General features: G+C 34.3%; 30 protein-coding genes and 1 tRNA gene. 12 read left to right on the forward strand and 19 right to left on the reverse strand.

Going from position 1 to position 21831, the window contains the following annotated elements; genetic code table 11:
- The first annotated feature begins 3 nt into the window (after positions 1 to 3).
- Positions 4 to 447, forward strand: a complete 444-nt coding sequence (locus tag ACW9XH_RS09210) for a sensor histidine kinase (RefSeq protein WP_457760364.1) — start codon at positions 4 to 6, stop codon at positions 445 to 447.
- Positions 448 to 495: 48 nt separating this feature from the next.
- Here ACW9XH_RS09210 and ACW9XH_RS09215 read toward each other — a convergent pair whose 3' ends face one another.
- Positions 496 to 654 (reverse strand): hypothetical protein, encoded by a 159-nt coding sequence (locus tag ACW9XH_RS09215; protein WP_457760365.1) that lies wholly within the window; start codon positions 652 to 654, stop codon positions 496 to 498.
- 265 nt (positions 655 to 919) lie between these two features.
- On the opposite strand from ACW9XH_RS09215, the gene ACW9XH_RS09220 reads away from it, so the two are divergent.
- Positions 920 to 1576, forward strand: coding sequence for a DNA repair helicase (locus ACW9XH_RS09220; RefSeq protein ID WP_457760366.1), 657 nt, complete (start codon positions 920 to 922; stop codon positions 1574 to 1576).
- Here the strand turns inward: ACW9XH_RS09220 and endA are convergent.
- Entirely contained in the window at positions 1573 to 2136 is a 564-nt protein-coding gene (endA, locus tag ACW9XH_RS09225) for a tRNA-intron lyase (RefSeq protein ID WP_457760367.1), read from the reverse strand. The two genes, ACW9XH_RS09220 and endA, sit on opposite strands and share 4 nt — an antisense overlap.
- Before the next feature lie 98 nt (positions 2137 to 2234).
- On the opposite strand from endA, the gene ACW9XH_RS09230 reads away from it, so the two are divergent.
- On the forward strand, positions 2235 to 2744 hold the full coding sequence (locus tag ACW9XH_RS09230; protein WP_457760423.1) for a 50S ribosomal protein L16: 510 nt from the start codon (positions 2235 to 2237) through the stop codon (positions 2742 to 2744).
- Here ACW9XH_RS09230 and ACW9XH_RS09235 read toward each other — a convergent pair.
- A complete protein-coding gene (locus tag ACW9XH_RS09235) occupies positions 2736 to 2999 on the reverse strand; it encodes a hypothetical protein (RefSeq protein WP_457760368.1) in 264 nt (87 codons plus the stop codon). The two genes, ACW9XH_RS09230 and ACW9XH_RS09235, sit on opposite strands and share 9 nt — an antisense overlap.
- Positions 3000 to 3062: 63 nt before the next feature.
- Here ACW9XH_RS09235 and ACW9XH_RS09240 point away from each other — a divergent pair.
- Positions 3063 to 3139, forward strand: a tRNA-Gly gene (locus ACW9XH_RS09240).
- Between the two features lie 4 nt (positions 3140 to 3143).
- On the opposite strand, the gene ACW9XH_RS09245 is transcribed toward ACW9XH_RS09240, so the two are convergent.
- Entirely contained in the window at positions 3144 to 3572 is a 429-nt protein-coding gene (locus ACW9XH_RS09245; RefSeq protein WP_457760369.1) for a hypothetical protein, read from the reverse strand.
- Positions 3565 to 4893 (reverse strand): cation:proton antiporter domain-containing protein, encoded by a 1329-nt coding sequence (locus ACW9XH_RS09250; RefSeq protein WP_457760370.1) that lies wholly within the window; start codon positions 4891 to 4893, stop codon positions 3565 to 3567. Before ACW9XH_RS09250 ends, ACW9XH_RS09245 begins: the two co-directional genes overlap by 8 nt.
- A gap of 417 nt (positions 4894 to 5310) precedes the next feature.
- Between ACW9XH_RS09250 and ACW9XH_RS09255 the strand changes: the two genes are divergently transcribed.
- The gene (locus tag ACW9XH_RS09255; protein ID WP_457760371.1) at positions 5311 to 6816 is read left to right on the forward strand and encodes a chemotaxis protein; all 1506 of its coding nucleotides are present in this window, start codon (positions 5311 to 5313) and stop codon (positions 6814 to 6816) included.
- On the opposite strand, the gene ACW9XH_RS09260 is transcribed toward ACW9XH_RS09255, so the two are convergent.
- From ACW9XH_RS09260 to ACW9XH_RS09275, 4 genes are read right to left on the reverse strand one after another with little or no spacing between them, the layout of a single operon-like run.
- Complete coding sequence (locus ACW9XH_RS09260; RefSeq protein WP_457760372.1) at positions 6813 to 8879, reverse strand: cellulose synthase family protein; 2067 nt, start codon at positions 8877 to 8879, stop codon at positions 6813 to 6815. The two genes, ACW9XH_RS09255 and ACW9XH_RS09260, sit on opposite strands and share 4 nt — an antisense overlap.
- Positions 8880 to 8932: 53 nt before the next feature.
- On the reverse strand, positions 8933 to 9883 hold the full coding sequence (locus ACW9XH_RS09265) for a 4Fe-4S dicluster domain-containing protein (protein ID WP_457760373.1): 951 nt from the start codon (positions 9881 to 9883) through the stop codon (positions 8933 to 8935).
- 36 nt (positions 9884 to 9919) lie between these two features.
- Positions 9920 to 10228, reverse strand: coding sequence for a hypothetical protein (locus tag ACW9XH_RS09270; RefSeq protein ID WP_457760374.1), 309 nt, complete (start codon positions 10226 to 10228; stop codon positions 9920 to 9922).
- Position 10229: 1 nt separating this feature from the next.
- Positions 10230 to 11075, reverse strand: a complete 846-nt coding sequence (locus tag ACW9XH_RS09275; protein ID WP_457760375.1) for a sulfurtransferase — start codon at positions 11073 to 11075, stop codon at positions 10230 to 10232.
- 90 nt (positions 11076 to 11165) lie between these two features.
- On the opposite strand from ACW9XH_RS09275, the gene ACW9XH_RS09280 reads away from it, so the two are divergent.
- Together ACW9XH_RS09280 and ACW9XH_RS09285 are read left to right on the forward strand one after the other, a co-directional pair.
- Positions 11166 to 11981 carry an NAD(+)/NADH kinase gene (locus ACW9XH_RS09280; protein WP_457760376.1) on the forward strand — a complete coding sequence of 272 codons (816 nt, stop codon included), beginning with the start codon at positions 11166 to 11168 and terminating at the stop codon, positions 11979 to 11981.
- Entirely contained in the window at positions 11971 to 12465 is a 495-nt protein-coding gene (locus ACW9XH_RS09285; protein WP_457760377.1) for an NOB1 family endonuclease, read from the forward strand. Before ACW9XH_RS09280 ends, ACW9XH_RS09285 begins: the two co-directional genes overlap by 11 nt.
- 58 nt (positions 12466 to 12523) lie before the next feature.
- Here ACW9XH_RS09285 and ACW9XH_RS09290 read toward each other — a convergent pair whose 3' ends face one another.
- Genes ACW9XH_RS09290 through ACW9XH_RS09325 form a run of 8 tightly spaced genes read right to left on the reverse strand, consistent with a single transcriptional unit; the run spans position 12524 to position 17061 of the window.
- Entirely contained in the window at positions 12524 to 13210 is a 687-nt protein-coding gene (locus tag ACW9XH_RS09290; protein WP_457760378.1) for an ERCC4 domain-containing protein, read from the reverse strand.
- Positions 13211 to 13262: 52 nt separating this feature from the next.
- A complete protein-coding gene (locus ACW9XH_RS09295) occupies positions 13263 to 13664 on the reverse strand; it encodes a prefoldin subunit beta (RefSeq protein WP_457760379.1) in 402 nt (133 codons plus the stop codon).
- A 23-nt stretch (positions 13665 to 13687) separates the two neighbouring features.
- Complete coding sequence (locus ACW9XH_RS09300; RefSeq protein WP_457760380.1) at positions 13688 to 13933, reverse strand: KEOPS complex subunit Pcc1; 246 nt, start codon at positions 13931 to 13933, stop codon at positions 13688 to 13690.
- Complete coding sequence (locus ACW9XH_RS09305) at positions 13917 to 14138, reverse strand: 50S ribosomal protein L37 (RefSeq protein ID WP_457760381.1); 222 nt, start codon at positions 14136 to 14138, stop codon at positions 13917 to 13919. Before ACW9XH_RS09305 ends, ACW9XH_RS09300 begins: the two co-directional genes overlap by 17 nt.
- A gap of 1 nt (position 14139) precedes the next feature.
- Positions 14140 to 14958: an exosome complex protein Rrp42 gene (gene rrp42 / locus ACW9XH_RS09310; RefSeq protein ID WP_457760382.1), complete on the reverse strand. Its 819-nt coding sequence runs from the start codon at positions 14956 to 14958 to the stop codon at positions 14140 to 14142.
- 2 nt (positions 14959 to 14960) lie between these two features.
- Positions 14961 to 15695: an exosome complex exonuclease Rrp41 gene (gene rrp41 / locus ACW9XH_RS09315; protein WP_457760383.1), complete on the reverse strand. Its 735-nt coding sequence runs from the start codon at positions 15693 to 15695 to the stop codon at positions 14961 to 14963.
- Positions 15695 to 16375: an exosome complex RNA-binding protein Rrp4 gene (rrp4, locus tag ACW9XH_RS09320; RefSeq protein WP_457760384.1), complete on the reverse strand. Its 681-nt coding sequence runs from the start codon at positions 16373 to 16375 to the stop codon at positions 15695 to 15697. Before rrp4 ends, rrp41 begins: the two co-directional genes overlap by 1 nt.
- Entirely contained in the window at positions 16375 to 17061 is a 687-nt protein-coding gene (locus tag ACW9XH_RS09325) for a ribosome assembly factor SBDS (protein ID WP_457760385.1), read from the reverse strand. Before ACW9XH_RS09325 ends, rrp4 begins: the two co-directional genes overlap by 1 nt.
- Positions 17062 to 17148: 87 nt before the next feature.
- On the opposite strand from ACW9XH_RS09325, the gene ACW9XH_RS09330 reads away from it, so the two are divergent.
- From ACW9XH_RS09330 to ACW9XH_RS09350, 5 genes are read left to right on the forward strand one after another with little or no spacing between them, the layout of a single operon-like run.
- Positions 17149 to 17787, forward strand: a complete 639-nt coding sequence (locus ACW9XH_RS09330; protein WP_457760386.1) for a DNA-directed RNA polymerase subunit D — start codon at positions 17149 to 17151, stop codon at positions 17785 to 17787.
- Between the two features lie 45 nt (positions 17788 to 17832).
- Positions 17833 to 18180 (forward strand): 50S ribosomal protein L18e, encoded by a 348-nt coding sequence (locus ACW9XH_RS09335; RefSeq protein ID WP_457760387.1) that lies wholly within the window; start codon positions 17833 to 17835, stop codon positions 18178 to 18180.
- Complete coding sequence (gene rplM, locus ACW9XH_RS09340; protein ID WP_457760388.1) at positions 18173 to 18682, forward strand: 50S ribosomal protein L13; 510 nt, start codon at positions 18173 to 18175, stop codon at positions 18680 to 18682. The genes ACW9XH_RS09335 and rplM overlap by 8 nt, the downstream gene beginning before the upstream one ends.
- Positions 18679 to 19128, forward strand: a complete 450-nt coding sequence (rpsI, locus tag ACW9XH_RS09345; protein WP_457760389.1) for a 30S ribosomal protein S9 — start codon at positions 18679 to 18681, stop codon at positions 19126 to 19128. The genes rplM and rpsI overlap by 4 nt, the downstream gene beginning before the upstream one ends.
- 3 nt (positions 19129 to 19131) lie before the next feature.
- Positions 19132 to 19851 (forward strand): nucleotidyltransferase family protein, encoded by a 720-nt coding sequence (locus tag ACW9XH_RS09350; protein WP_457760390.1) that lies wholly within the window; start codon positions 19132 to 19134, stop codon positions 19849 to 19851.
- Here ACW9XH_RS09350 and leuD read toward each other — a convergent pair.
- Positions 19829 to 20413 carry a 3-isopropylmalate dehydratase small subunit gene (gene leuD / locus ACW9XH_RS09355; protein WP_457760391.1) on the reverse strand — a complete coding sequence of 195 codons (585 nt, stop codon included), beginning with the start codon at positions 20411 to 20413 and terminating at the stop codon, positions 19829 to 19831. The two genes, ACW9XH_RS09350 and leuD, sit on opposite strands and share 23 nt — an antisense overlap.
- Before the next feature lies 1 nt (position 20414).
- A complete protein-coding gene (gene leuC, locus ACW9XH_RS09360) occupies positions 20415 to 21830 on the reverse strand; it encodes a 3-isopropylmalate dehydratase large subunit (RefSeq protein ID WP_457760392.1) in 1416 nt (471 codons plus the stop codon).
- Between the last annotated feature and the right edge of the window lies 1 nt (position 21831).

A 21831-nucleotide genomic window follows, 5' to 3' on the forward strand; every position in this document is an offset into this window, starting at 1 on the left:
TTTGTGACTGCCAAGAAACTAAATTTTAATTTAAATAACATATCTGAAATTTTGGATTCCTCTTTTACAGGAATAACCATTCCTAAAAAAATATCTGTGACTAAATCCAAAAACAATGTTCCAGTTTATTGTGATTTTGAATCAATACGTGTTCTTTTTGTAAATATTATTCTTAATGCGATACAAGCAATGGACAATTATGGAAAAATAGACATCAAAATAACTCGAGATACGGAGAATGTTTTAATCTCATTTGAGAATTCTGGACCCAGCATACCTGAAAAAATAATCTCAAAAATATTTGATCCTTTGTTTACTACAAAACAAGAAGGTACAGGTTTGGGCTTAGTTAGTTGTAAACAAATTGTAGAGGCACATGGTGGCAAAATAGATGTAACAAATAACCCCACAACATTTACTGTTATTTTGCCTCAAAAACACATGTGATGATTTCTTATGTTATACTGTAAGAGTAAATGGTATGACTCAAAATCATTACCTGAATTCTGCAAGTAATTCTTCTTCAGTTTTGAAAATCCACGTAAGACCAACCATATCCAATGCAGTTATTCTAGATGAAATTGGTTTTTCAGATTCAGTTTCTACAAGGGAAACAGGGTTTGAATCATGTTTGTATTGTACTAGGGTTGACATGACATAGATATACAAGATTTGCTTAAAAGACTCGCGAATGAATCATTCTTTTGTTATTGAAATAATTTTGCCAATCTTTACTTGGATGAATAGGAGATCAGATTCAACACTATTTTGTGGATGAAAATAGATATAGAAAAATATGAAAATTAGTTTTTCTTTATAAACAAAAGTGCCGGGTGTTGAACTGATCTGACAAAACCCGATGGGAGCATTTAGTTTCAAAAATTGATTCTTTAAATAACAAAATTCTTACTGAAGTTTGTTGGGCCTAAGAGAAATTAAATTAAAAGAAGAGTACCGTTCAGACAAAGACGATATTGTTTCAGAATTTTTCCTTCCTTGCCTAAGTAATTGCATTGAATATGACAGATGTGTAGATTTTTTATCAATTCAAACACTATCAACGTTTTCTGTAGCATTTGACAGGTTTGCAGAAGGAAAAGCAAAATTAAGAATGATCACAGGGCACAGATTTAGAACTGCTGATCTTAATTTATTTACAAAACTCTTTTCTGAAAAATATACAAAGTCATTTGAGGGAAAATTAATCAAAGATGCTAAAATTCAAAAACTTCAAGACATTGTAAATAATGGACAGGTTGAGTTAAAAATTGCAATTCCAAATTCAGAAGGAATTGCAGATACATTTTCAGAAAGGATTGGTATTTTTAGAGATGATGAGGATCAAACAGTGGCATTTACAGGAACATCGAAAGAATCATTTTCAGCTCAAACTAGAGATTTTGAATCAGTGGATGTGTTTACATCATGGAATGATAAATCCAGAGTTGAAAGAAAAGTAAAAGATTTTGAAGACTTGTGGCAAAATAAAACAAATCATGTGGAAGTGTATGATTTTATGTATGCTGAAGAAAATAATTTTTTAAAATATTCTTCAGAATGGATAATGAAGGATTAAAGATCAAAAGATTCTTCGAGTCTAGATTTGTTTTCATAAAAATTCATTTTGTTGATTTTATAGTAAATCACTTCACCTCGACGTTCTATTACTGCAATAATAGGGTCTTTTCCCATTTGCGTTATTTCTTCAACTTTTTTTTGGAGATTTCCCATTTTTTCTTGTTGGCCTTCATTGAGACCAAAGATTAGGAATTTTGCTCCTTTTTCACCGTAATGCCCTCGCTCATAAACTCTAAAATCAGAACCAAATCCAAACCCGTCTTTCACAACATATCCCCTATTTCGAAGATCACGATAAATTAAAAATTTGGTGAGAGTTTCAGAATCAGTTCTTTGACAAAAATTCATAAAAAAATCAAAATCAATCTGTTTTTTGTTCTTTTTTAAAATCAATCTTTTGGTATACAACAAATAAAGAGTTTCAAATGATTTTAGGAATAATTTTTCTTTTTCAATTTCTCCAAAGCCCTTCAAATCTAATTCATGGACCATATTCTTATCAGAAATACATGTTCGATCTGAAACTAATTCTCCATAAACTAATGGGGCATCTTCCATAATGAAGTGGAAATCAAAGGATTTCCATATAAGCATTGGAGAATGTGGCAGATGTCCTGCTAACCGTTAAAATATGGGCGTTTTGGCTTGAGATTATCATGCATGGTGCAAATTATCGAGATGGAAAAGGTCAAGTCTTTACCAGAAAAGAATACATCAAAGGTAAACCACAAATCAAAATTGCAAAATTTCAAGGTGGCAAGAGAGGAACCTATCAGTATTGTGTTCAATTATTATTAAATGAAAAAATTCAGATTAGACATATGGCCATCGAATCTACAAGATTGGCAGCAAACAAAACACTAGAAAAAACAACTGGTGAATCAGGGTATTATTCAAGACTTAGAATTTATCCACATAATCTTCTTAGAGAAAATAAACAGATTGCAACTGCAGGTGCAGATAGAGTTTCAGAAGGAATGAGAAGATCATGGGGCAAAGCAACCAGTTTAGGGGCCAGAGTAAAACAAGGACAATGCATAATGGAATTATATGTAAACGGCGATGCTCATTTAACAGCTGCAAAAAAAGCACTTCATGGCTCATGTGTGAAATTACCAGGAACACCACTAATCAAAGTGATTGACTGGAACAAAGTATCACCATAAATTATCAAAATCAGATTTCTTATTTTTAACCAGTTCTAAAAATTCTTCAAATTCTTGTTTTGTGGGCTCTCTATCTAGAATTCTTTTAGATTGATAATAAAACGCATTATAAATTCGACCTACAACAATACCCAAAGCAAAAGATTTTGAATCATCAATATTTGAAAGTGATTGAATTAATTGTTTGATTTCATCTTTGTTTGATATAGAGTCTTGAATTTTTTGCTCTATTTTCTTTAGAAGCGTTTCATCCACGATGATTCTTAATCGAAATAGTTAAAAACAGTTTAATATCCAAATTCAGCCCTGAGGGTTGTTGCAGTTATAGTACAGTCTGGTTAGTACTCGTGCTTGCCAAGTACGTGACCCGGGTTCAAATCCCGGTAACTGCACCACTTTTCACTTATTCTTTGGAATCAATGCATCCTGAATAATCTCCAAGGCATCATGGGCTTTTTCTGGACGAGGTAATTGAATCATAAACACATTGTCTTTACCATAATTAGATTTTGGAGAAGTGAGAGCAAGCATCGAGGTGTTTGCAAGAGATTGAAAAAAAGCAAGATTGGTTTTTGCATCTACAAGGAATGTTTCAACGATATTACCTTTTGAAAAAGTCAATTTCACTTCAACAAACACATTGCCCAATCCATCGTGTAAAATATTCAAATCAGTATTAATGGACAAAGATTGTCCAGCGACTTTTGATAACATCTCATCATATTTTTTCTCATCTAATTCAATACAAGGAGTCTCATTTCCTTCAAAATCAAAAGTAGTGATTCCAGTGTGTACTTGATCTAGGAATCGCTTGAGTTCATCAGACATTTTCTTTTTTTTCCAATACTGGAATTACTCTGTCACCTGCCTTCATCAGCAGGGGAGAAATGAATGCAGTAATAATTGAAATTATACCAACTAAAGGAAACAAGAAAGCACTAACGGCACCTATGTCTACACCCACCTTAATTATTACAATTGAAAATTCACCTCTAGGTGCAGCCAAAGTAAAGGCAGTACGAAGTGCCTTACCACGTTTCTGTCTGAAAATAAAGTTTCCAATCATGTTACCTCCAAATTTCATTCCAGTCGCAACTGCAATCAAAGCAATTGCTACAAAAATATAATTTTCAAGTCGTGAAACATCCATCAAGGCTCCAACAGAAATAAAGAATATTGCAACAAACATGTCTTTGATTGGACTAGAAAGTAATTTTGCAACCTCTGCAGATTTGGACTCGGCAACCAAAACCCCTGCCAGAAATGCTCCAATTGCCACAGACAAGCCCACAATATTTGCAAATAAGGCATAACCAAAACAAACACCAAGTACACTAAGAAGTAAAATTTCACGATTTTCAGCAGCTGCAACTCTATCGATAAGAGGAGGAATTACACGAGTTCCAATAGCGAATGTACCTACAATCAAACCAGTTGCAACCAATACAACAACAATGATGGATTCAATAGATACAGTTCCCACCAAAGCGATAGACTGTAATGAAGAAATCAAAATAACAGCTATTACATCCTCTACAATCAAAACACCAAGAACCATGATGGAGGATTCTTTTTTTATTTTGCCCATCTCTTCCAATAATTTTACTATAATTGCAGTACTGGACACAGACAATGCGGCTGAAATAAACAGAGCATCCATGAAGTTCAATCCAAGTGCAGTAGCAGTGTAGAACAATACGCCTAACGTTGAAAATAAGCCTATAGTTCCAACACCGATAGCAACCCTGCCAATACTTTTAATTTTTGCATATGGGAATTCAATGCCAATTACAAAAAGAAGTAAAATGACACCAATTTCAGCAAAAAGATTCAATGCCGAAATATCAGATAAAATTCCAACACCTTCTAAAACATCAGTCGGCGGACCTCCATCAGGCAACACCCAAGACCAAAATGGAGATAGAGGTCCAATCAGCATCCCAGCAAAAAGATAACCAATGATCAAGGGTTGTTTAATTTTGAAAAAAGCAAGAGTTACAACAGCGCCAATAATCATGATAAATGCCAAATCGGTAACAAAAGTTGTGTGAGGTAGTTCAGGAGTAATTTGTTCTATTAAACTAGTTACAGTATTGTTAAGTGAGTTTTGAATTCCACTAGAATCTAGCTGAAGCAGAATGTTTTGCATGTTGTCAGTAAACGAATTTGTTTAAAAACGATTGTGAATTATATATTTGGAAATGTTCACCCCTCAAGGTCAGGCTCATTTATTTTCAAAATCTTTAACCTCTTTAAGCCCAAATATCATAATCGATGTGCAGAGTGATGATTAGGTCTACTGAATAAAATGAAGAGATATGACCTGGGGTATCTGACTGCATAATTGGTTACTTTGTAATCACCATTCTATTAATAGTACGGTACCATACCGTACTATATGATTCAATGTGAATATTGTCCAAGAGGGTTTATTGAAACAGCAAATGGATTGGCTGAAAAGACATTTCATGAATTACTTCATGAACCAGAAGTTGTAAACAAGTAACTCTTTACATTTTTTATTTTACACCCAACTTTTTTATCTTTAAATTTTAAATGATTGTATATGGCTGCCAAAGTTACAAAGAAGAAAACTACAGTCAAGGTAAAAAAAGAGCCTAATCCGTCAATATTATTAAAAAAAGTAGCATCAGTCTCAGATTCAAACAAAGCATTACAAAAAGAGATCAAAATTATGTCAAAAATCTTTGGAGAAAACCAAAAAGTATTAGTTTCTATGAAAGGGATGATTGACACATTAACATCAACATTAGAGCACATTCAAAAACAATCAAAACAAATCAACATAATAGAGGATGATACCCAAAAACTATACGCAGGGTTAAATCAAGTCAGATCACAATCAAATTTAGTAAATAAAATTAATGACCAGACATCCAAATTAGAAAAAGAAATCAGCAGAATTTCAGAATTACAAAAATCATCAAAGCCGCAAGAATTATCACAGCAAGTTGAAGATAGCATAAATTCAATTCAAAATAACTCTCAAATGATTATCAAAATTGCTCAAAGAATTGATGAAGTAAGAGATGATTTGAGAAAAGTGTCTGGAAAAACAGATTCATTTTTAGAAATTGGTTCTGAAATGGACAGTCTAAAAAACACCATTAATGAAATTTCAGGAAAAACTGCAAAATTAGATACAGGTTCTCAAATTATTGAAAGCCTCAAACAGGAACTAGGGAGAATTTCTGAAGGAGTCTCATCTAGTTCAAATCTTCATGCGGAATTAGATGCGATTAAAATTACAATCGATGCAATTTCATCTAAAGCATCAAAAATTGATTCATTAGGAGGAGTAATTGACGGTCTAAAACAACAATTTGATTCCATAGCATCAAAAGCAAATTCAGTAGATAATTTGAGCCTAGAATCTATCAAAGAACTAGGAGGTAAAATCGATAAAATAGAGACTGAAATTAGTGCACTAGCTCAAAGAGCAGATTCCACAGCGTTTGTTGGGGAAGGGCTGAAATCAGTCCAGGAAGAAGTTTCCAATTTCAAACAAAATGTATTTGATAAAACAAACAGCATAGAACAAAAAATATCATCAGTATCAGATACTCTAAAAAGACAAGATGAATCAACAATAGAATTTCACAAAAAATCAGATAAACTCTTTCAAGAGGTACAAACAATCAGACAGGTCACCAGCAAGGCATCTAGTGATTCATCAAAAGAAATGATGGCTTTGTTAAAACTTTCTGAATACCAATCAAACATCAGAATGAATGCAGAGTCAAAATATGGCGTAGTGAAAGATATCGAGAAAATGGCATCACAGACAGCAGCCATTGTAAACCTGTTTGACAGAATTTCAATAGAATCTGGAGAAAAAATCCCATTACCTCATGAAGTTAGACAGTGGGCCGTAAGTAAAATCCTAGATTGTGCAGACAAGTGGGAAGTAAGATTTAGCGATGTTTATTCGATTTTAACAAATGCAATTGGCAGAGACATGTTAAAAGAAGCAATTAGAGTTCAGCAAGTAAGAGACATCTATGGGATTAGAGCAGTAGATGAAATTAGAAAAGATCTAAATATTTCTTAAACGCCTGTTTCATCTTCTTTTTGAAGCTGTTCTTTCTTTCGTTTTAATATAGCAAAGATTCCAATAATTGCAGCAATCCAAATAGCACTAAACATCATATTTGCAGGACTGACATACATGTATGGAGTTGCATCCATGATGTTGATTTTCAACAGCAATGCACGTTCATTGATATCCAGCATGCCAGTGTGGTATGCAGAGTTATCTTTAGGAATATTTGAAATTTCATCAACTCCTGCAAACATGGCATCTATGTTATTTTGAATTCTAATAAAATTAGTAGATTCTGTTCCAAATATCCAAACAGGATTTTTTGAAATAATTTTACCTTCAGAATCGAACGTTTCAGGTAGATTGGACATGACGATATCCAAATCGGATTGAATTGCTATCAAATGTTCACGAATTAAAATAGGATCTGAGGAAGATACGATTCCATCGAGATTTCCTCTAATTCGGTCAAGAGGGTAAATATCAGAATTATATCCAGAAATTGCCATGTATCCTCCAAAAATAATTATTCCAAGTATTCCAATCATGGAAAGTTTGTAAACAGTATTTGCCATTTTTTCCTTCTTAGTTCTTGGTCGATTATCACTTGATTTATTTCTTTTAAATCGAGCATGAGACAAACTCATGTATGCAATGTAAAAAAATCCAATTGCTTGAAGAGCAATTATTGGTACAAACACAGGATTGTTTGAGAATATCGCAATGAAAATTCCCATTATCCCATAGACTCCAAAAAATATTTCCAAAAGAGTTGTTTGTGTAAATGGTAAATTATATGCTTTATCTCTCCAATCATCTTTTTTTGTTACAATACCATATTTTGGAGTTCGATGAAATTCATTTTTTTTACCAAGAATTGCATCAAAAACTGCAACCGTGTTATTGACAGACATACCAGCATTATAAACAAGCAATGCTGGAAGTAATTTTGCTTTTGATTTCCATGACTTGTTATACATACCCTGTATAACTATCACATATGCACCAGGCCCCATGGCAAGATATGTTGCAATTGTCAATGCAGGTAAAACACTTACCACATAGAGATTAACTTGTCCTGCCAACAGTATAGGCAATGCCAAAAATTGTATCAACACTAACGGATAAACAATGTGACGAGTTAGTTGGATAAAGGCCTGAACTTTTGCTTCAATTGCAACATTCCTTTTCAGTGCAACATCAGAAAGTAATTTTATTGCACATTGTATTGATCCTTTTGCCCAACGGAATTGTTGACGTTTAGCCCCATTCATTTGGGCAGGTAATTCAGCATCAACTACAATATCAGGTAAAAACAAACATTTCCAACCTTTCATTTGAGCCCGATAACTAAGATCAAGATCTTCTACAAGGGTAGCTGTATGCCAACCTCCAGCATCTTCAATACACTCACGTTTCCAGATTCCCGCAGTACCATTAAAATTCATAAAAAGATGAGAATTGCTTTTTGCTTTTTGTTCCACAAGAAAATGAAAATCAATACTGAGTGCTTGCACTTGAGTTATTGTAGAATAATTTTCATTAACATGTCCCCATCTGCATTGAACTAAACCAATATCAGATGTTGCAAAATGAGGTATTGCTCGTTTAAGAAACCAAGTTGGAGGGATAAAATCAGCATCAAATATTGCAACAAGTTCAGAATCGGTTGTTTTCATTGCATGTTTCAAAGCACCAGCTTTGTAGCCCTTTCTTGTTCCACGTCTTATATGTTCAATTTGAAATCCTTGTTTCTTGTAATCATTAACCACATCCTCAAGTAATTCAACAGTGTCATCGTCAGAATCATCACAAACCATTATCTTCATTTTGTCTTTCGGATAATCCAAATGACAAACTGCATCAACTAACCGTTTTGCAACATATTTTTCATTGTAAATCGGTAATTGAATAGTAACAGTAGGAGTTCCCCAATCAACAGTAGGATGAGGTTCTTTTCTAGTTCTTGAAAGAAATGCTAGATAATAGAAATTAACAGTATAAGCTGTAATAATTATAGCAGATAAAATAAACAGATCAAATACAAATGAAGTGAAAGGGTTGATTGCCATATCCCTAATTCGACAGAATTACTAGTTGTTATTTAAATTGAAAGAAATTAAAATTATTTTTGCTCATAAATTTTGATTGCTTGTGGAGGGCATACACCTTCGCATGCAAGACAGAAAATGCAATCAGGCTCTTTTGACATTAATGGTTTTTTATCTGATGCAGGATTTCCAGGAGAGTCAAACCATTCGTATACACCAACAGGGCATGCTTCAATACATCCACCATCTGCAATACAAATATCATAATCCACTGAAACGAATTCACCCCATACACCCATGATACCATTACTTGTACCTCGTCTTCCCCAAGTTTTGATTGTGTGTTCAGGAGCTTCATATGCTGCAGTCTGTTTCATTTTGGATTTATAATCAACATCAATCGGACCAGGTTTTGCCCCATCAGGAATTTCAATTGAATCATCATCTTCTCCTTCTTCATCATCTTCTTTTGCCTCAACTGGTTTTGGTTTTGCACCAAGAACAATTTTTGCAAGAGGCGTTAATTCTTCCAGTTTTTGAATTGCAGCAACTTCAGAAATCTTTTCAGATTTAACAAAATGTGAAACCATTTTGTCAGCTAAAATTGTATTTCGTAAAATAGTGTCAATGACCATTTTAGCAAAATGATCAGCCTTTTTTCTATAATCTTTTACCCAATTAGGGTCTCCAAATTTTTCAATTGGAAAAATTTGATAAATAATATCTACAACTTCACCAGTGACAATTTCTACTGTAACTGACAAATCAACTTCCTCGTATCCTTTTGCATCAGGATCATCCATGTTTTGCTCTTTCCAACGATATGTTGCAAAAATCCTATCAGCATACATATCCATTTCAAATGCCTTTTTGAGACCATCGTGAACAGATTTTAGTTCAGTAGGTTCTTCGAGTTTGATTGGCAATCTGTAAAGTCCAAGTTTGAATCCATGTAATGGGTAAACACCGCGTTTTGCAGTTGGAGCCTCCATTGACCATACTCGATCTTTAAGGAGTAAAGACATCTGTCTGTAGTGATTTGATTTTATTTAAAAAGGTTATCAGTCGTCATCAGGACATGTGAGTTCTCTAAGTTCAGTGTATTTTTTTTCCATTGCTTCGGCATGAACCAGTACTTGTGACAGATCAAAAGAATCCTTTTCAAAATACCACCTAATTGGAACCCAATGCCCTATTCCATCCATATCATGAATCATCCCTTTATCGGCTTTGACATTAATTTTTTCATCAAGAGATGTTTCTTTAATTTCAAGACCACGTTTTGTTTTATCCTCAAGTATAATATCAGATTCACCGTCTTTGATAAAATAGAAAGTACCCGTCTTAAGAACAGGGAGATCTAAAAGCAATTTATTTTTCCACAGGATTTCCTATCATGTTTCCCCATTCAGTCCAGGAACCATCATAGTTTCTGACTTTTGGATATCCAAGTAGATATTTTAATACAAACCAACTGTGTGAAGAACGTTCACCAATTCTACAATAACAAATTACATCTTTGTCCGGAGTAACTCCTTTGGGTTCATAATTTTGTCTTAATTCTTCAACTGCTTTGAAAGTTCCATCAGCATCGTTTACTGCAGTTGCCCAAGGAATATTATTTGCATCAGGAATATGACCTCCTCTTTGTGCATGCTCCATAGGATATTCTGGAGGGGCGGTAATTTGGCCAGTGAATTCTGCAGGAGATCGTACATCAACTAGAACAGTGTCTTCTTTTCCTAATGATCTACTTACATCAAAAAGATATGCGCGCAGTCCTTCATCTGGAGGCTGTCCAACATAAGTTGATGGAGATAGTTGTGGTTCGTCAGTAGTGTATTCTTTATTTTCTAATTCCCATTTTTTTCTTCCGCCATTCATAATTTTTAGATTTTCATGACCGTAAATTTTGAAAACCCAGAAAACAAATGCAGCAAACCAATTATTAAAATCACCATAAAGAATTACTTCAGTATCTGCAGTTATTCCATTTTTGGCCATTAATGCTTCAAATTCTTTTTTACTAATAATATCCCGGGTAACAGGATCATTGATGTCACGTTTCCACCAAATTAAACTAGCGCCCTTAATGTGACCTTTTTGATATCCATTTACAGGGTCATAATCAACCTCAACTAATTTCCTTTTTTCATTAGGGGGATTTTGTGATACCCATTCTGTATCTACTAAAACTTCAGGGTGAGCGTAACTCATAATTTGTACGGATTTGTTTTCATACTTATTTGTTTTTCCAAAGAGTAAGAAAAATATCATTTTTAAGTAAACACAGTTCAGAAGAACTGCTTGAAACTACAAAAAGTAGCAGTTGTTAGCAAAGTAGGATCCAAGGATTCAGAGCAGGCTGCAAAAGATGTCACAAAAAAGCTTTTAGCAATAAAATCAACAGTATTTACAATTTCACCAATTCAAGTTGAAGGTGCAAAACAAATTGATACATTAGAGGAATTAAAAAAGGAAAAATTAGATTTAGTAATAACACTGGGAGGAGACGGTACAACACTTAGAGTATTTAGAAACTTGGAAAATGAAACACCAATTCTAACTATCAATGTAGGGGGAAACAGAGGGATTTTAGCAGAAATTACAATTGAAGAAATTGATGAAGCAATAAACCAAATTTTAAAAGATAATTTCTTTTTAGACAAGAGAACTAGAGTTGTTGCATCTTGCGGAGGGAAAGAATTTCCGCCAGCTCTAAATGAAATTTACATCACTAGAACAAACTTGACTAAAACTGCCGAGATTAAGATTAAATTTCAAGACGATACAGTCAAACAAAAAATGGACGGAGTAATCATTGCCACTCCAAGTGGATCTACAGGGCACTCATTTTCATTAGGAGGCCCAATTTTACATGAAAGCCTAGATGTCTTAATCATAACACCTGTTGCACCAGTATATCGATTAGCATCACTGGTTGTTCCAGATGAAAAAATTGAAATTGTTTGTTCTCATGATTGTAACATTGCAATGGATGCACAGGTTGTCAAAGCAGTAGGATATGAAGAACCAATCATTATCAAAAAATACAAAAAGCATGCAGTCTTTTTAAGATTAAAGAAACGAGGACTGAGACAGATGAGTAAACTTGGATTTTAGAATTTTAGACGCTAGTGCATTTTATGCAGGAGTTCCATTTAGATCATCAGAAGATTGTTACACAACATCATTAGTTTATGATGAAATTAAACACATAAAGAAAAATCATGATGCATTAGGAACCTTGCTTGAAACTAACAGATTAAAAATTAGAGAGCCAGATTCAGAATCTACAAAAACTGCAATTAGAGCATCAAAGGATACAGGGGATTTTCCTCAATTATCAAAGCAAGATATTTCAATTATTGCTCTAGGTATTGAAGTGAAAGGTCAAATAATTACAGACGATTTTGCGATTTCAAATGTTGCAAAGAATCTAGGTTTGGAAATACGTTCAATCATGACTAAAGGAATCGAGGATGTAGGCAAGTGGATTCACTATTGCCCCGGTTGCAGAACTAATCACACTACAGGAAAAGAATGTCCCATGTGCGGAACACCATTAAAAAGAAAATTACTCAAAGAGAAATCAGTTTCAGTTTAACTTAATGCCATAAAGTGGATCTTTAGTTGATAAAATAATTTTGAATTTAAATTAAAAATCATGAATCATGTAAGGTTTTTTGATTTGATGCTTTAAGGAATTTACTTTTAGTATCAAGAGTTTTTTTGATTTTTTTTGCACGAGATTCACCCAGACCTTCAACTTTTGACAATTCAGAAACAGTAGCACTAAAAACTTTCAAAGGAGTTCCAAATTTTGTCAACATTCTAACTGCAAATTTCTCACCAATTCCAGGCAAGCTGCAGAGAACTGAAAGTTGTTGTTTTTCCAAATCAGAAGATTTTTTGATCTTTTTCAAATAGGGTCCTTTTGGAGCATCTGTTCTAGAACACATAGACACTAACAATTTTGCAGTATGAGCAGCACTAGGAGTAGGAATTACAGGAATTTTAAAATCTAAAACAACAGTAGAAAGGGCACCGTAAAAGATTAGTGGGTTTTCAGTAATCTCTTCAATTTCATCAACGTTTCCCTCCATGAGAACAATAGGATGTTCAAAATGTTCCTTTAGCCTAGTGCATTGATCAAAAAGTCGACCATCAAAAACAGAAGCCATAAGATCACGAATGCTTTTTCTCTCTACAATTGTTTCAGGTGCAACAATATAATCACCAATAGGAAGTGTTTTCATTTCGATGTTCATTCCAATTGATTTGAGTAGATCAGGAATTCCACTTTTTCTTTCTCGTTCATCTACAATTATTCGAAGATTTTCTAAATTCACAATATCATCTGGAAAGAATTGTTAATATCTTATATGAAATTAGTCTAACGAATTATTTTCTAGGATTGTCTTCCACAGGAGGAGAATTTGGAGGAGCATTTGCAGATCCGCCTTTCATCATTTCAGTGATTTTTATTTCCTGTTCCTTGAGAGTTTCTTTAAGACGTGTTTCTTGTTTTTCAAGAACTGTTGAACGTGTTTTAGTAAGCTCAATTCGCTCTTCTAATTCATCAATTAATTCCTGTTTTTTTGATTTAATCAAAATAGTACCAGCTTGTTTGAAAACTGTATCGCCATCAGCAACTTTTCTTAATTCTTCAAGAGCTTTTTCAGTTTCTGCTTTTTCAATATCAAGATGTTGTTTTTGAGTCATAATTGATTGTAAATTCTGTTGGGATTGTTGCATTTTCATTAGCTGTTCTTGAAGCCATGGTGGCATTTGTCCTGCTGACATGATTAATCAAAAAATTTGTTTCGTTATATCTTTACCGATTCAATTGAATCATAACTTGCTTGAATTAATCGTAGTGTAGAATTCAAGTTCGCTCTAAGATGGGCCAATTGTTCAGTTTCAGATGTAATGATAATTTTTTTATCAAAAATTATCTTAGTATTTACAGGATTTTCAGGATAAAATTCATTATCAGTGTTTACAGAATCAAAAATTGCTTTTGACTTGTCTTTTGCATCAACTATAATTTTTGCACTAAAGTTTAATGTCATATGCAGTTCCGGCTACTTTATAGCTGCATTTTTTACAAGACCAAATTCCAACTGCGTCACGTCCAAATTTTTCTGAACCACATTCAGGACAAGTTCTTTTTTCTTTTAAAGTGAAATGAACTTTTGAATATTGTTTTCTAAGTTTAATTCCGTAACGAGCACCCAATCCCTTAAGGGCTTTTTTTGCTTTAGAGTGTTTGACCATTTTATTGACTTCCGTTTTGGGCTGCTTTTAATTTTTCTCTTATTTTTGCGCCTACTCTTACAGATATTTCACCACATTGATTAATTTCATCTTGTGTGAATCCATCACTGCCACCTTTTTGTAGAGCACAAATATTTCCATCAGAATCACTTGTAATTGTAATACGGGCATCCATACTATCCCATTCATCTCCATTTGGATCAACTAGGATATGACTGCCAATTTTTCCCATGGTTACAGATACAGGAATTGTAGAAATCGGTAATGCAGTCTCTTCACCTTCAGCAAGGGTTGGTTTGTCATCAATCCAATTCCATTTTGGGGATTTCGTAGTAAGCAATGCGGCAGTAGCTGCATAAGAGCATGCATCAAAAAGATTTCCATCATAATCAACAACAACGTTATCAGCAAATACGCCAATTACGGATTTGTCTTTCTCTATAACTAATTGAGAAACATCAATCATGTGACTTTCTCTAATACCTCTATCAACAACTCTTGCCAATTCAATTACATGTGGTTGTGGAGGACCAGTCTCCACAGTAGAATGTGATAACGGTAAGAGTTCAGCTGTACAAATGAAAAGACCTTTGTCACCAGTATCCGGGAAAGGTCTATCTGGTTGAATTTTTACTCCGCATATCACTTCAGTGTCACCAAGACGAATTCTTGCTGAACCATTTGCTTTAGGGATTGCATTAGTTTCAATAATAATTTCACGAGACTCATCTAGTGCACGCCCATCAACACGTTTTCCTTGTTCTAATAATTCAAGAATTTGTGCTTTCTTTAATCCATCAATAACAGAAACAGATGTCAATTTTAATCCCCTCCTTTTCCAAAGTATTTGTCAGTAAGCGCTTTCTTTTGTAATTCGTAAACAAGTTTACAACCTTGTACTCCAACATCTACACATTTTTTATATTCTTCTGGAGTCAAAACTCCATCTAATTGTAACAGTGTAATTTTTTCAAGACTTGGCATGTATCCAATTGGCATATCTGCTTGACCTGCTTGATCTTCTTCATTGTTAACATCAAGGACGATAGTATCTGCAACTTTGCCAGCAGCTATTGCGGCAACCATATCCCTCATTGGAATTCCGGCATCAGCTAATGCAACAGATGCCGCAGTTAATGCAGCACATCTTGTTCCACCATCGGCTTGTAACACTTCAATAAATACATCAACGGCAGTTCTTGGGAATTTCTCCAACATCACTGCAGGTTCTAAAGCTTCTTTGATTACTTTGGAAATTTCAATTTCTCTTCTTGATGGTGCAGGATTTTTTCTTTCGCCAACGGAGAATGGTTCCATATGATATCTAACTCTTAAAATTCCAGTATCAGTATTGGACATATGTTTTGGATGAACATCTCTTGGACCAAAAACACCAACTAGTATTTTGTTATCACCAAATTCAATGTAAGCAGAACCATCAGCGTTTTTTAGTCCACCAGCTCTAATCATAATTCGTCGATGCTCATCTATTTTACGACCATCACAACGAATACCATTCTCGTCCAATAGGACCATTGTTGCGTCTCGTCCGCCCATTATGATTCATCCTTCATTTCTAACATTTCTTTAATTTGGTCAGTCAAATTGGCAACGTGTGCCTTTTCATTAACCATTTCAATTGCTTTTTTAGCCTTTAATAATCCCTCTGGAGATTCACAGGAAACAACCACCCAGCCATTCTGACCAATGGTTACTGCAGCATTTGTTGCCATTTCTATCATCTGAATCATACTACCTCTTTTTCCAATTAGACGTGGAACCTTACTTGGAGAGATTTTTACCAAGTCACCAGAATCGATGTGACCTAAATCCCTATCAGAAATTGTAACCAGTGGATCTCTTGTTCTATCAAAATTGGCTATTCTTGCTGCCACTAGATCACCTGATTTTAGTTTAGTTGCAAGTTCATCGGCATGAGCAGAAAAATCTCGTCCAAAAACATCTTGAGCAGGTAAGAATCCAACATAGCACGAATTGATATCTAATTCCCAAGATAAGGATGTATGAGAAAGTACTTTGCCAATTACAAGATCATCTATTTTAGGAATATATTTTCCAGTTAATGGGATAACTCTAACAGAGTCTTCATAAATTTCAGATATGCCAACAGTTGTGGAAATTATTTTATTGCCTTCTAAGACTACATTTTGTTCAGGTCTAAACGGGCCTGTAGTTACAACATCGCCTGGAATAACGTATTTTCTTTTATTATCCATTATTGAACTACCTCAACTGAAGCAGAGCCCTTAGTTATAGAACCTAATCTGTCTATCACATTTGGTCTTGCCGCAGCGGGTATTTCAAGTATTGCTTTTAATGAACCATTATTTTGCCATTCTTCTGAAGTTAGAGAACCTACAGATTTTAGAACTGCATATGATTGAGATGCAAACTGTGCAGGAATAATGATCTCCAATTTGAGATTCTCAGATTTTAGAGCAATTATAGTACGTAGTTGTTCTACAAGATCTTTTACCTGCTCATCGACTGTTTTGTGAGGATCAATTGAGACTCGTGCATCTTTCATTGCTTGTTCAATTCTAACTGGGGGATGTGGCAAGTGAGTTCTAGGATCAACGTAAGTTTTGGCAATAAATGTGACAATCTGTTTCCTCTTCTCTTCAATCATCCTTCGTCTTTGTTCAGTTGTAAGATTCAGATCACCTTTCTTGAGAATAATTTCAGCAATTTCAGATTGATCTTCAGTTTTGAAAGCATGTTGTAATTTTTCAGCCGTAGGTCTTGTACCTTTACTAGCGTCAGTATAGATTTCATCAGAAACCAAAATTGAGGAAACATCCTTTTTCTTACCCAACCGGTATTCAAGTGCAGGATCAGGCTTTACCATAATCTCAAATTTTTCGCCTTCAAAAGAATATCTAACCAACGTATAGTCTGCCATTTCTATTACATCTATGGTAATTTGGTATTTATCTATACGTAAAACTAGCTAGATTTTTATGTGGACTTTGAAGATTTCCTTCAAGATTTGTCATCCTTAGAGGTAATTAGTAAAGATAATCAAAAGATATCTGTAAAACTTAAAGGTATTCCATTACAGTATGCAAATGCACTTAGACGTGTATGCCTTAACGGAGTTCCAGTTTTTGCAATTGACACCGTAGATATTATTGAAAATTCTTCCGTATTAGCAGATGAGGGTTTAGCACACAGATTAGGACTCATTCCAATAACTACAGATTTGAGTAGATTCAACGAGCCATCTAAATGTGAATGCCAGAGTGAGACAGGATGTTCGAATTGCAAAGTAATGTTAGTTTTAGATTCAGGAGACTCGGATGTCACGAGAACAGTTCTTTCTAATGAATTATCCTCAGAAGACGATTCAATTAAACCAGTTTCAGACAAGATTCCAATAGTGCAACTAGCGCCAGGTCAAAGGATCAAAATTGAATGTTATGCCAGACTAGGGCGTGGAACTGAACACGCAAAATGGAATTCTGCAAACATTTCAACACTTACAGATACCGACAAAGAAGACGTCAAAATGTTAACTGTTGAATCAACAGGAGCCCTAAAACCAGAACAAATCATAGTTTCAGGGGTAGATGAGGTCAGCAATAGAATAGGTCAATTCAAAGAAATGATTGACAAAGTTGAAGCATAATCTAAGCATAGACATTATATTTGGGTTTCAAACCGCATTATTCACATGACTAATCAAGTCGTCATTCACATGGCTAAAGATCTAAGGAAAGCATCTACTAAGAATGATGCCCCAATTTGGGCCAAATTGGCAGAATATGCATTAAAACCATCTGCTGCCAGAAGAGATCTCAATTTGAATAGAATCGGTCAATTAACTAAAGAAAACGACATTGTAGTATTTCCAGGCAAAGTCCTCGGAACAGGCAACATTTCTCATAAAATTACATTATTCTCATTTTCAATTTCAAATTCTGCAGCAAACAAAATCATTGAAAAAGGTGGAAAAATAATCACTTATTCAGATTTGATTGAACAAAACCCAACTGGAAAAGGAGTAGTACTACTTGGCTAATGGGAGAATCAACAGACCTGCTGGAAGAAATTCAAATACGTCTAAACAAGAAGTCGTTGTTAGAACAGACAGACCAATTGTTGTAGACGCAACTGATCATATTGCAGGCAGACTGGCATCAAATGTTGCAAAATTACTAATGCAAGGAAACAGAGTGTCAGTTGTAAATTGTGAAAAAATTATGATGAGTGGAACAAGAAGTAATCAGATTAAAGAATATAGAGAATTTTTAGAAATTAACAGTGTCATCAATTACAAACACGGTCCTATACACTATAGAAGACCAGACACATTAATGGCAAAAATGATTCGTCAAATGCTTCCATATGATAGAAAACCATCAGGAAAAGAAGCACATCAAAGACTTAGAACATACATTGGTTCACCTAAAGAAATTAAATCACTTGAAAAAATTCAATTTGAAAAAGCAAAAATTAGAAAGTCTCCATCAAACTATACAATATTAGGAGAATTATGCAGAGTAATAGGGTGGACTGAATGACAACTCCAAAAACAGAAATTTATTTTGCAACAAGAAAAACAGCTAGTGCTCACGTGTACATCACTAAAGGAAAAGGCAAAGTTAGAATTAACAACGTTCCAGTAGAAATGATCCCACAGGAAACTGCCCGTGAAGTAATTTTAGCACCATTAGAAATTACAGGGGACTTGAGAGATAAAATAGATATTTCTGTAAGAGTTAGAGGCGGGGGTTTTATGGGTCAAGCAAGTGCAACAGCAACTGCAATCTCAAGAGCATTAACAGGATGGACAAAGTCTAAAAAAGAACCAAAAGATCATCCCTTCCCAAAATCAACTAGAGAAGATCTTAGAAAAAGAATCACTGATTTTGATAAATACCTAGTCAGTGGAGACGCCAGAAGAAAAGAACCAAAGAAATTTGGTGGACCTGGTGCAAGAAGAAGAAAGCAGAAATCATACCGTTAGGCTGTGAAGGCTGTAATTCTTGCAGGAGGTAAGGGAACCAGAGGTAAACCATATACTGAATATTTTCCAAAAGCAATGACTCCAATTAACGGGAAGCCATTGATAGATTACATTGTGAAATATCTAAAATCATTTAGTTTTGTAGACGAGGTAATTATCATATCAGATTTTAATGGGTTAGGAGGACAAATCAAAAACTATTATGGGAATCAAAAAAACATTACTTTTGTTCAAGATTCACATAGTGGAACGGGTGGAGACTTGTTGCATATTGCAAACAATCTCAAAAATGAATCAGAATTTGTATTATGGTTTGTAGATAATTTATGTGCAATTGATCTTAAAAAAATGAAAGAAGTTTTCAAAGAGAAGAAAAGTTTTGCATGTATTGCAACTAGAACTAAAAGAAAAGAAGAGACAGGATTTGCCACAGTGGAAAATGGAATCATAAAAGAATTTAAAGAAAAACCAGTAATGAAATTACAATTATCAGAATGTTTAGGAGTATACATGCTAGGAAAAGAAATTATCAAAAAAATTAAAACAAAACAAAAACAAAAGGAAATTAATCTGTCATTTGACATCCTACAAGAATTGTCAAAAGAAGGGAAAATCAGCTCCTATGATATAGGTGAAAAAGAATGGATAGATGCTGAATCTCCAATGGTGTTAGAAAGAAACGAAAAAACAGTAAAGAAAATTATAAAACAGATGGGATTTTAGATTGTTTTTCAAATTCTAAAATTTTATCTTCATATTGAAAAGTAAGCGAAATATCATCTAGCCCCTCTAAAAGAATTTTTTTCTGGTATGAATCAATCTCAAAAGATATCTCATCCAATGGTGTTTTGATAATTTGGTTTTCTAAATCCACTTCAATCATACCAGTTTCTTGTAACAACTTTTCCACAAGTTTTTGGTCGAGGATGATTGGTAAAACACCATTTTTGAAACAATTGCTAAAGAAAATATCTGCAAATGAAGGAGCAATAATTACAGAAAAACCATAATCAAGCAATGCCCAAACTGCATGTTCACGGCTAGAACCACAACCAAAATTATCCCCAGCCACAAGAATTTGTGAATTTTCATATTTTGGATTATTCAAGACAAAATCAGATTTTTCATTATCCTGTTCATCATATCTCCAGTTAAAGAACAGGAATTTTCCAAAGCCAGATTTTTGAACTAGTTTCAAGAATTGTTTTGGAACGATTTGATCAGTATCAACATTTACTTTATCAAGCGGAGTTACAATACTAGTTACTTTTTTGAAAGATTCCATATTAACTCAAATCAATCTCCCTTACATCAACAAAATGCCCATAGATTGCAGCTGCTGCAGCCATCACAGGGCTTACCAAATGGGTCCTTCCCCCAGTACCTTGTCTACCTTCAAAATTTCTATTGGATGTACTGGCACATCGCTCTCCAGGAGATAAAATATCAGGATTCATTCCAAGGCACATACTACAACCAGATTCTCTCCATTCAAAATTAGCATTAATGAAAATTTTATCCAGTCCCATTTCTTCAGCTTGTTTCTTTACCATTTGAGAACCAGGAACCACCATTGCTTTAACATGTGGTGAAATTTTCTGTCCTTTGATAACTTTTGATGCTTCAATAAGATCTTCTAATCTAGCATTAGTACATGAACCAATAAACACTCTATCTATTTTGATATCCTCAATTAGAGTTCCAGGTTTTAGAGCCATGTAATCAAGTGCCTTTTCAGCTCCCTTCTTTTGATTTGGATCACCCTTTGAATATTCATCAGGTGAAGGGATAGAATCTGTGACATTACACGTCATGCCAGGATTTGTCCCCCAACTCACTTGTGGAGCAATGTCATCAATGTGTAAAAGGAATTCTTTTTCAAATTTAGCATCATTGTCAGTTCTAAGATGGTCTTTCCAAGAATCGACTAATGACTCATAGTTCTTTGGAGTATACTCTCTATTTCTTAGATAATCAAATGTTTTTTCATCAGGTGCAATCAAACCTGCACGTGCTCCAGCCTCAATAGACATATTGCAAATAGTCATTCGTTGTTCCATTGAAAGATCAGAAATCCCCTCACCACGATATTCAATTACAGTTCCATTGCCTCCACCAGTTCCAATATTCTTGATAATGGACAGAATGATGTCTTTGGCAGTTACTGCATGAGGGTTTTTTCGTTTTCCTTCAACTCGAATTTCAAAAGGTTTTGGTTTTTCCAACCACATAGTTTGAGATGCTAAAACGTGTTCCACATCACTAGTTCCAATCCCCAAAGCTAATGCCCCAAAAGCCCCATGAGTAGAAGTATGGCTATCACCACAAACAATTGTAGAACCAGGCAATGTTATTCCCAATTGAGGGCCAATAACGTGAACAATTCCTTGATTGGAACTGTTGATATCAAATAATTTAATTCCAAAATCCTTACAATTTTTTTCCAGGGTTTTAATTTGAATAGAAGATGTTTGATCTAAAATTGGAAGAGAACGATCAGTTGTCGGGACATTATGATCCATTGTAGCAATAGTAAGATCAGGACGTCTAACTTTTCTGTTATTCATACGTAATCCATCAAAAGCTTGTGGAGAAGTTACTTCATGAACAAGATGCCTATCAATATAGATTAAGGATGGATTATTTTGTTTTTCAACAACAACATGTGATTCCCAAATCTTTTCAAAAAGAGTTTTTCCCATT

This window comes from Candidatus Nitrosopumilus sp. bin_32a (assembly GCF_054095935.1).

Excerpts from the sequence above, each read along its gene's own strand:
- ACW9XH_RS09250 (WP_457760370.1), bottom strand. The coding sequence starts at position 4,893 with ATGCAAAACATTCTGCTTCAGCTAGATTCTAGTGGAATTCAAAACTCA.
- ACW9XH_RS09230 (WP_457760423.1), top strand. The coding sequence starts at position 2,235 with ATGCATGGTGCAAATTATCGAGATGGAAAAGGTCAAGTCTTTACCAGA.
- rrp4 (WP_457760384.1), bottom strand. The coding sequence starts at position 16,375 with ATGGATAATAAAAGAAAATACGTTATTCCAGGCGATGTTGTAACTACA.
- ACW9XH_RS09295 (WP_457760379.1), bottom strand. The coding sequence starts at position 13,664 with ATGTCAGCAGGACAAATGCCACCATGGCTTCAAGAACAGCTAATGAAA.
- endA (WP_457760367.1), bottom strand. The coding sequence starts at position 2,136 with ATGGAAGATGCCCCATTAGTTTATGGAGAATTAGTTTCAGATCGAACA.
- ACW9XH_RS09265 (WP_457760373.1), bottom strand. The coding sequence starts at position 9,883 with ATGTCTTTACTCCTTAAAGATCGAGTATGGTCAATGGAGGCTCCAACT.
- ACW9XH_RS09335 (WP_457760387.1), top strand. The coding sequence starts at position 17,833 with ATGACTAATCAAGTCGTCATTCACATGGCTAAAGATCTAAGGAAAGCA.
- ACW9XH_RS09300 (WP_457760380.1), bottom strand. The coding sequence starts at position 13,933 with ATGACATTAAACTTTAGTGCAAAAATTATAGTTGATGCAAAAGACAAG.
- ACW9XH_RS09325 (WP_457760385.1), bottom strand. The coding sequence starts at position 17,061 with ATGGCAGACTATACGTTGGTTAGATATTCTTTTGAAGGCGAAAAATTT.
- ACW9XH_RS09245 (WP_457760369.1), bottom strand. The coding sequence starts at position 3,572 with ATGTCTGATGAACTCAAGCGATTCCTAGATCAAGTACACACTGGAATC.
- ACW9XH_RS09255 (WP_457760371.1), top strand. The coding sequence starts at position 5,311 with ATGGCTGCCAAAGTTACAAAGAAGAAAACTACAGTCAAGGTAAAAAAA.
- rrp41 (WP_457760383.1), bottom strand. The coding sequence starts at position 15,695 with ATGGGCGGACGAGACGCAACAATGGTCCTATTGGACGAGAATGGTATT.
- leuD (WP_457760391.1), bottom strand. The coding sequence starts at position 20,413 with ATGGAATCTTTCAAAAAAGTAACTAGTATTGTAACTCCGCTTGATAAA.
- ACW9XH_RS09215 (WP_457760365.1), bottom strand. The coding sequence starts at position 654 with ATGTCAACCCTAGTACAATACAAACATGATTCAAACCCTGTTTCCCTT.
- rpsI (WP_457760389.1), top strand. The coding sequence starts at position 18,679 with ATGACAACTCCAAAAACAGAAATTTATTTTGCAACAAGAAAAACAGCT.
- ACW9XH_RS09305 (WP_457760381.1), bottom strand. The coding sequence starts at position 14,138 with ATGGTCAAACACTCTAAAGCAAAAAAAGCCCTTAAGGGATTGGGTGCT.
- leuC (WP_457760392.1), bottom strand. The coding sequence starts at position 21,830 with ATGGGAAAAACTCTTTTTGAAAAGATTTGGGAATCACATGTTGTTGTT.
- ACW9XH_RS09260 (WP_457760372.1), bottom strand. The coding sequence starts at position 8,879 with ATGGCAATCAACCCTTTCACTTCATTTGTATTTGATCTGTTTATTTTA.
- ACW9XH_RS09275 (WP_457760375.1), bottom strand. The coding sequence starts at position 11,075 with ATGAGTTACGCTCACCCTGAAGTTTTAGTAGATACAGAATGGGTATCA.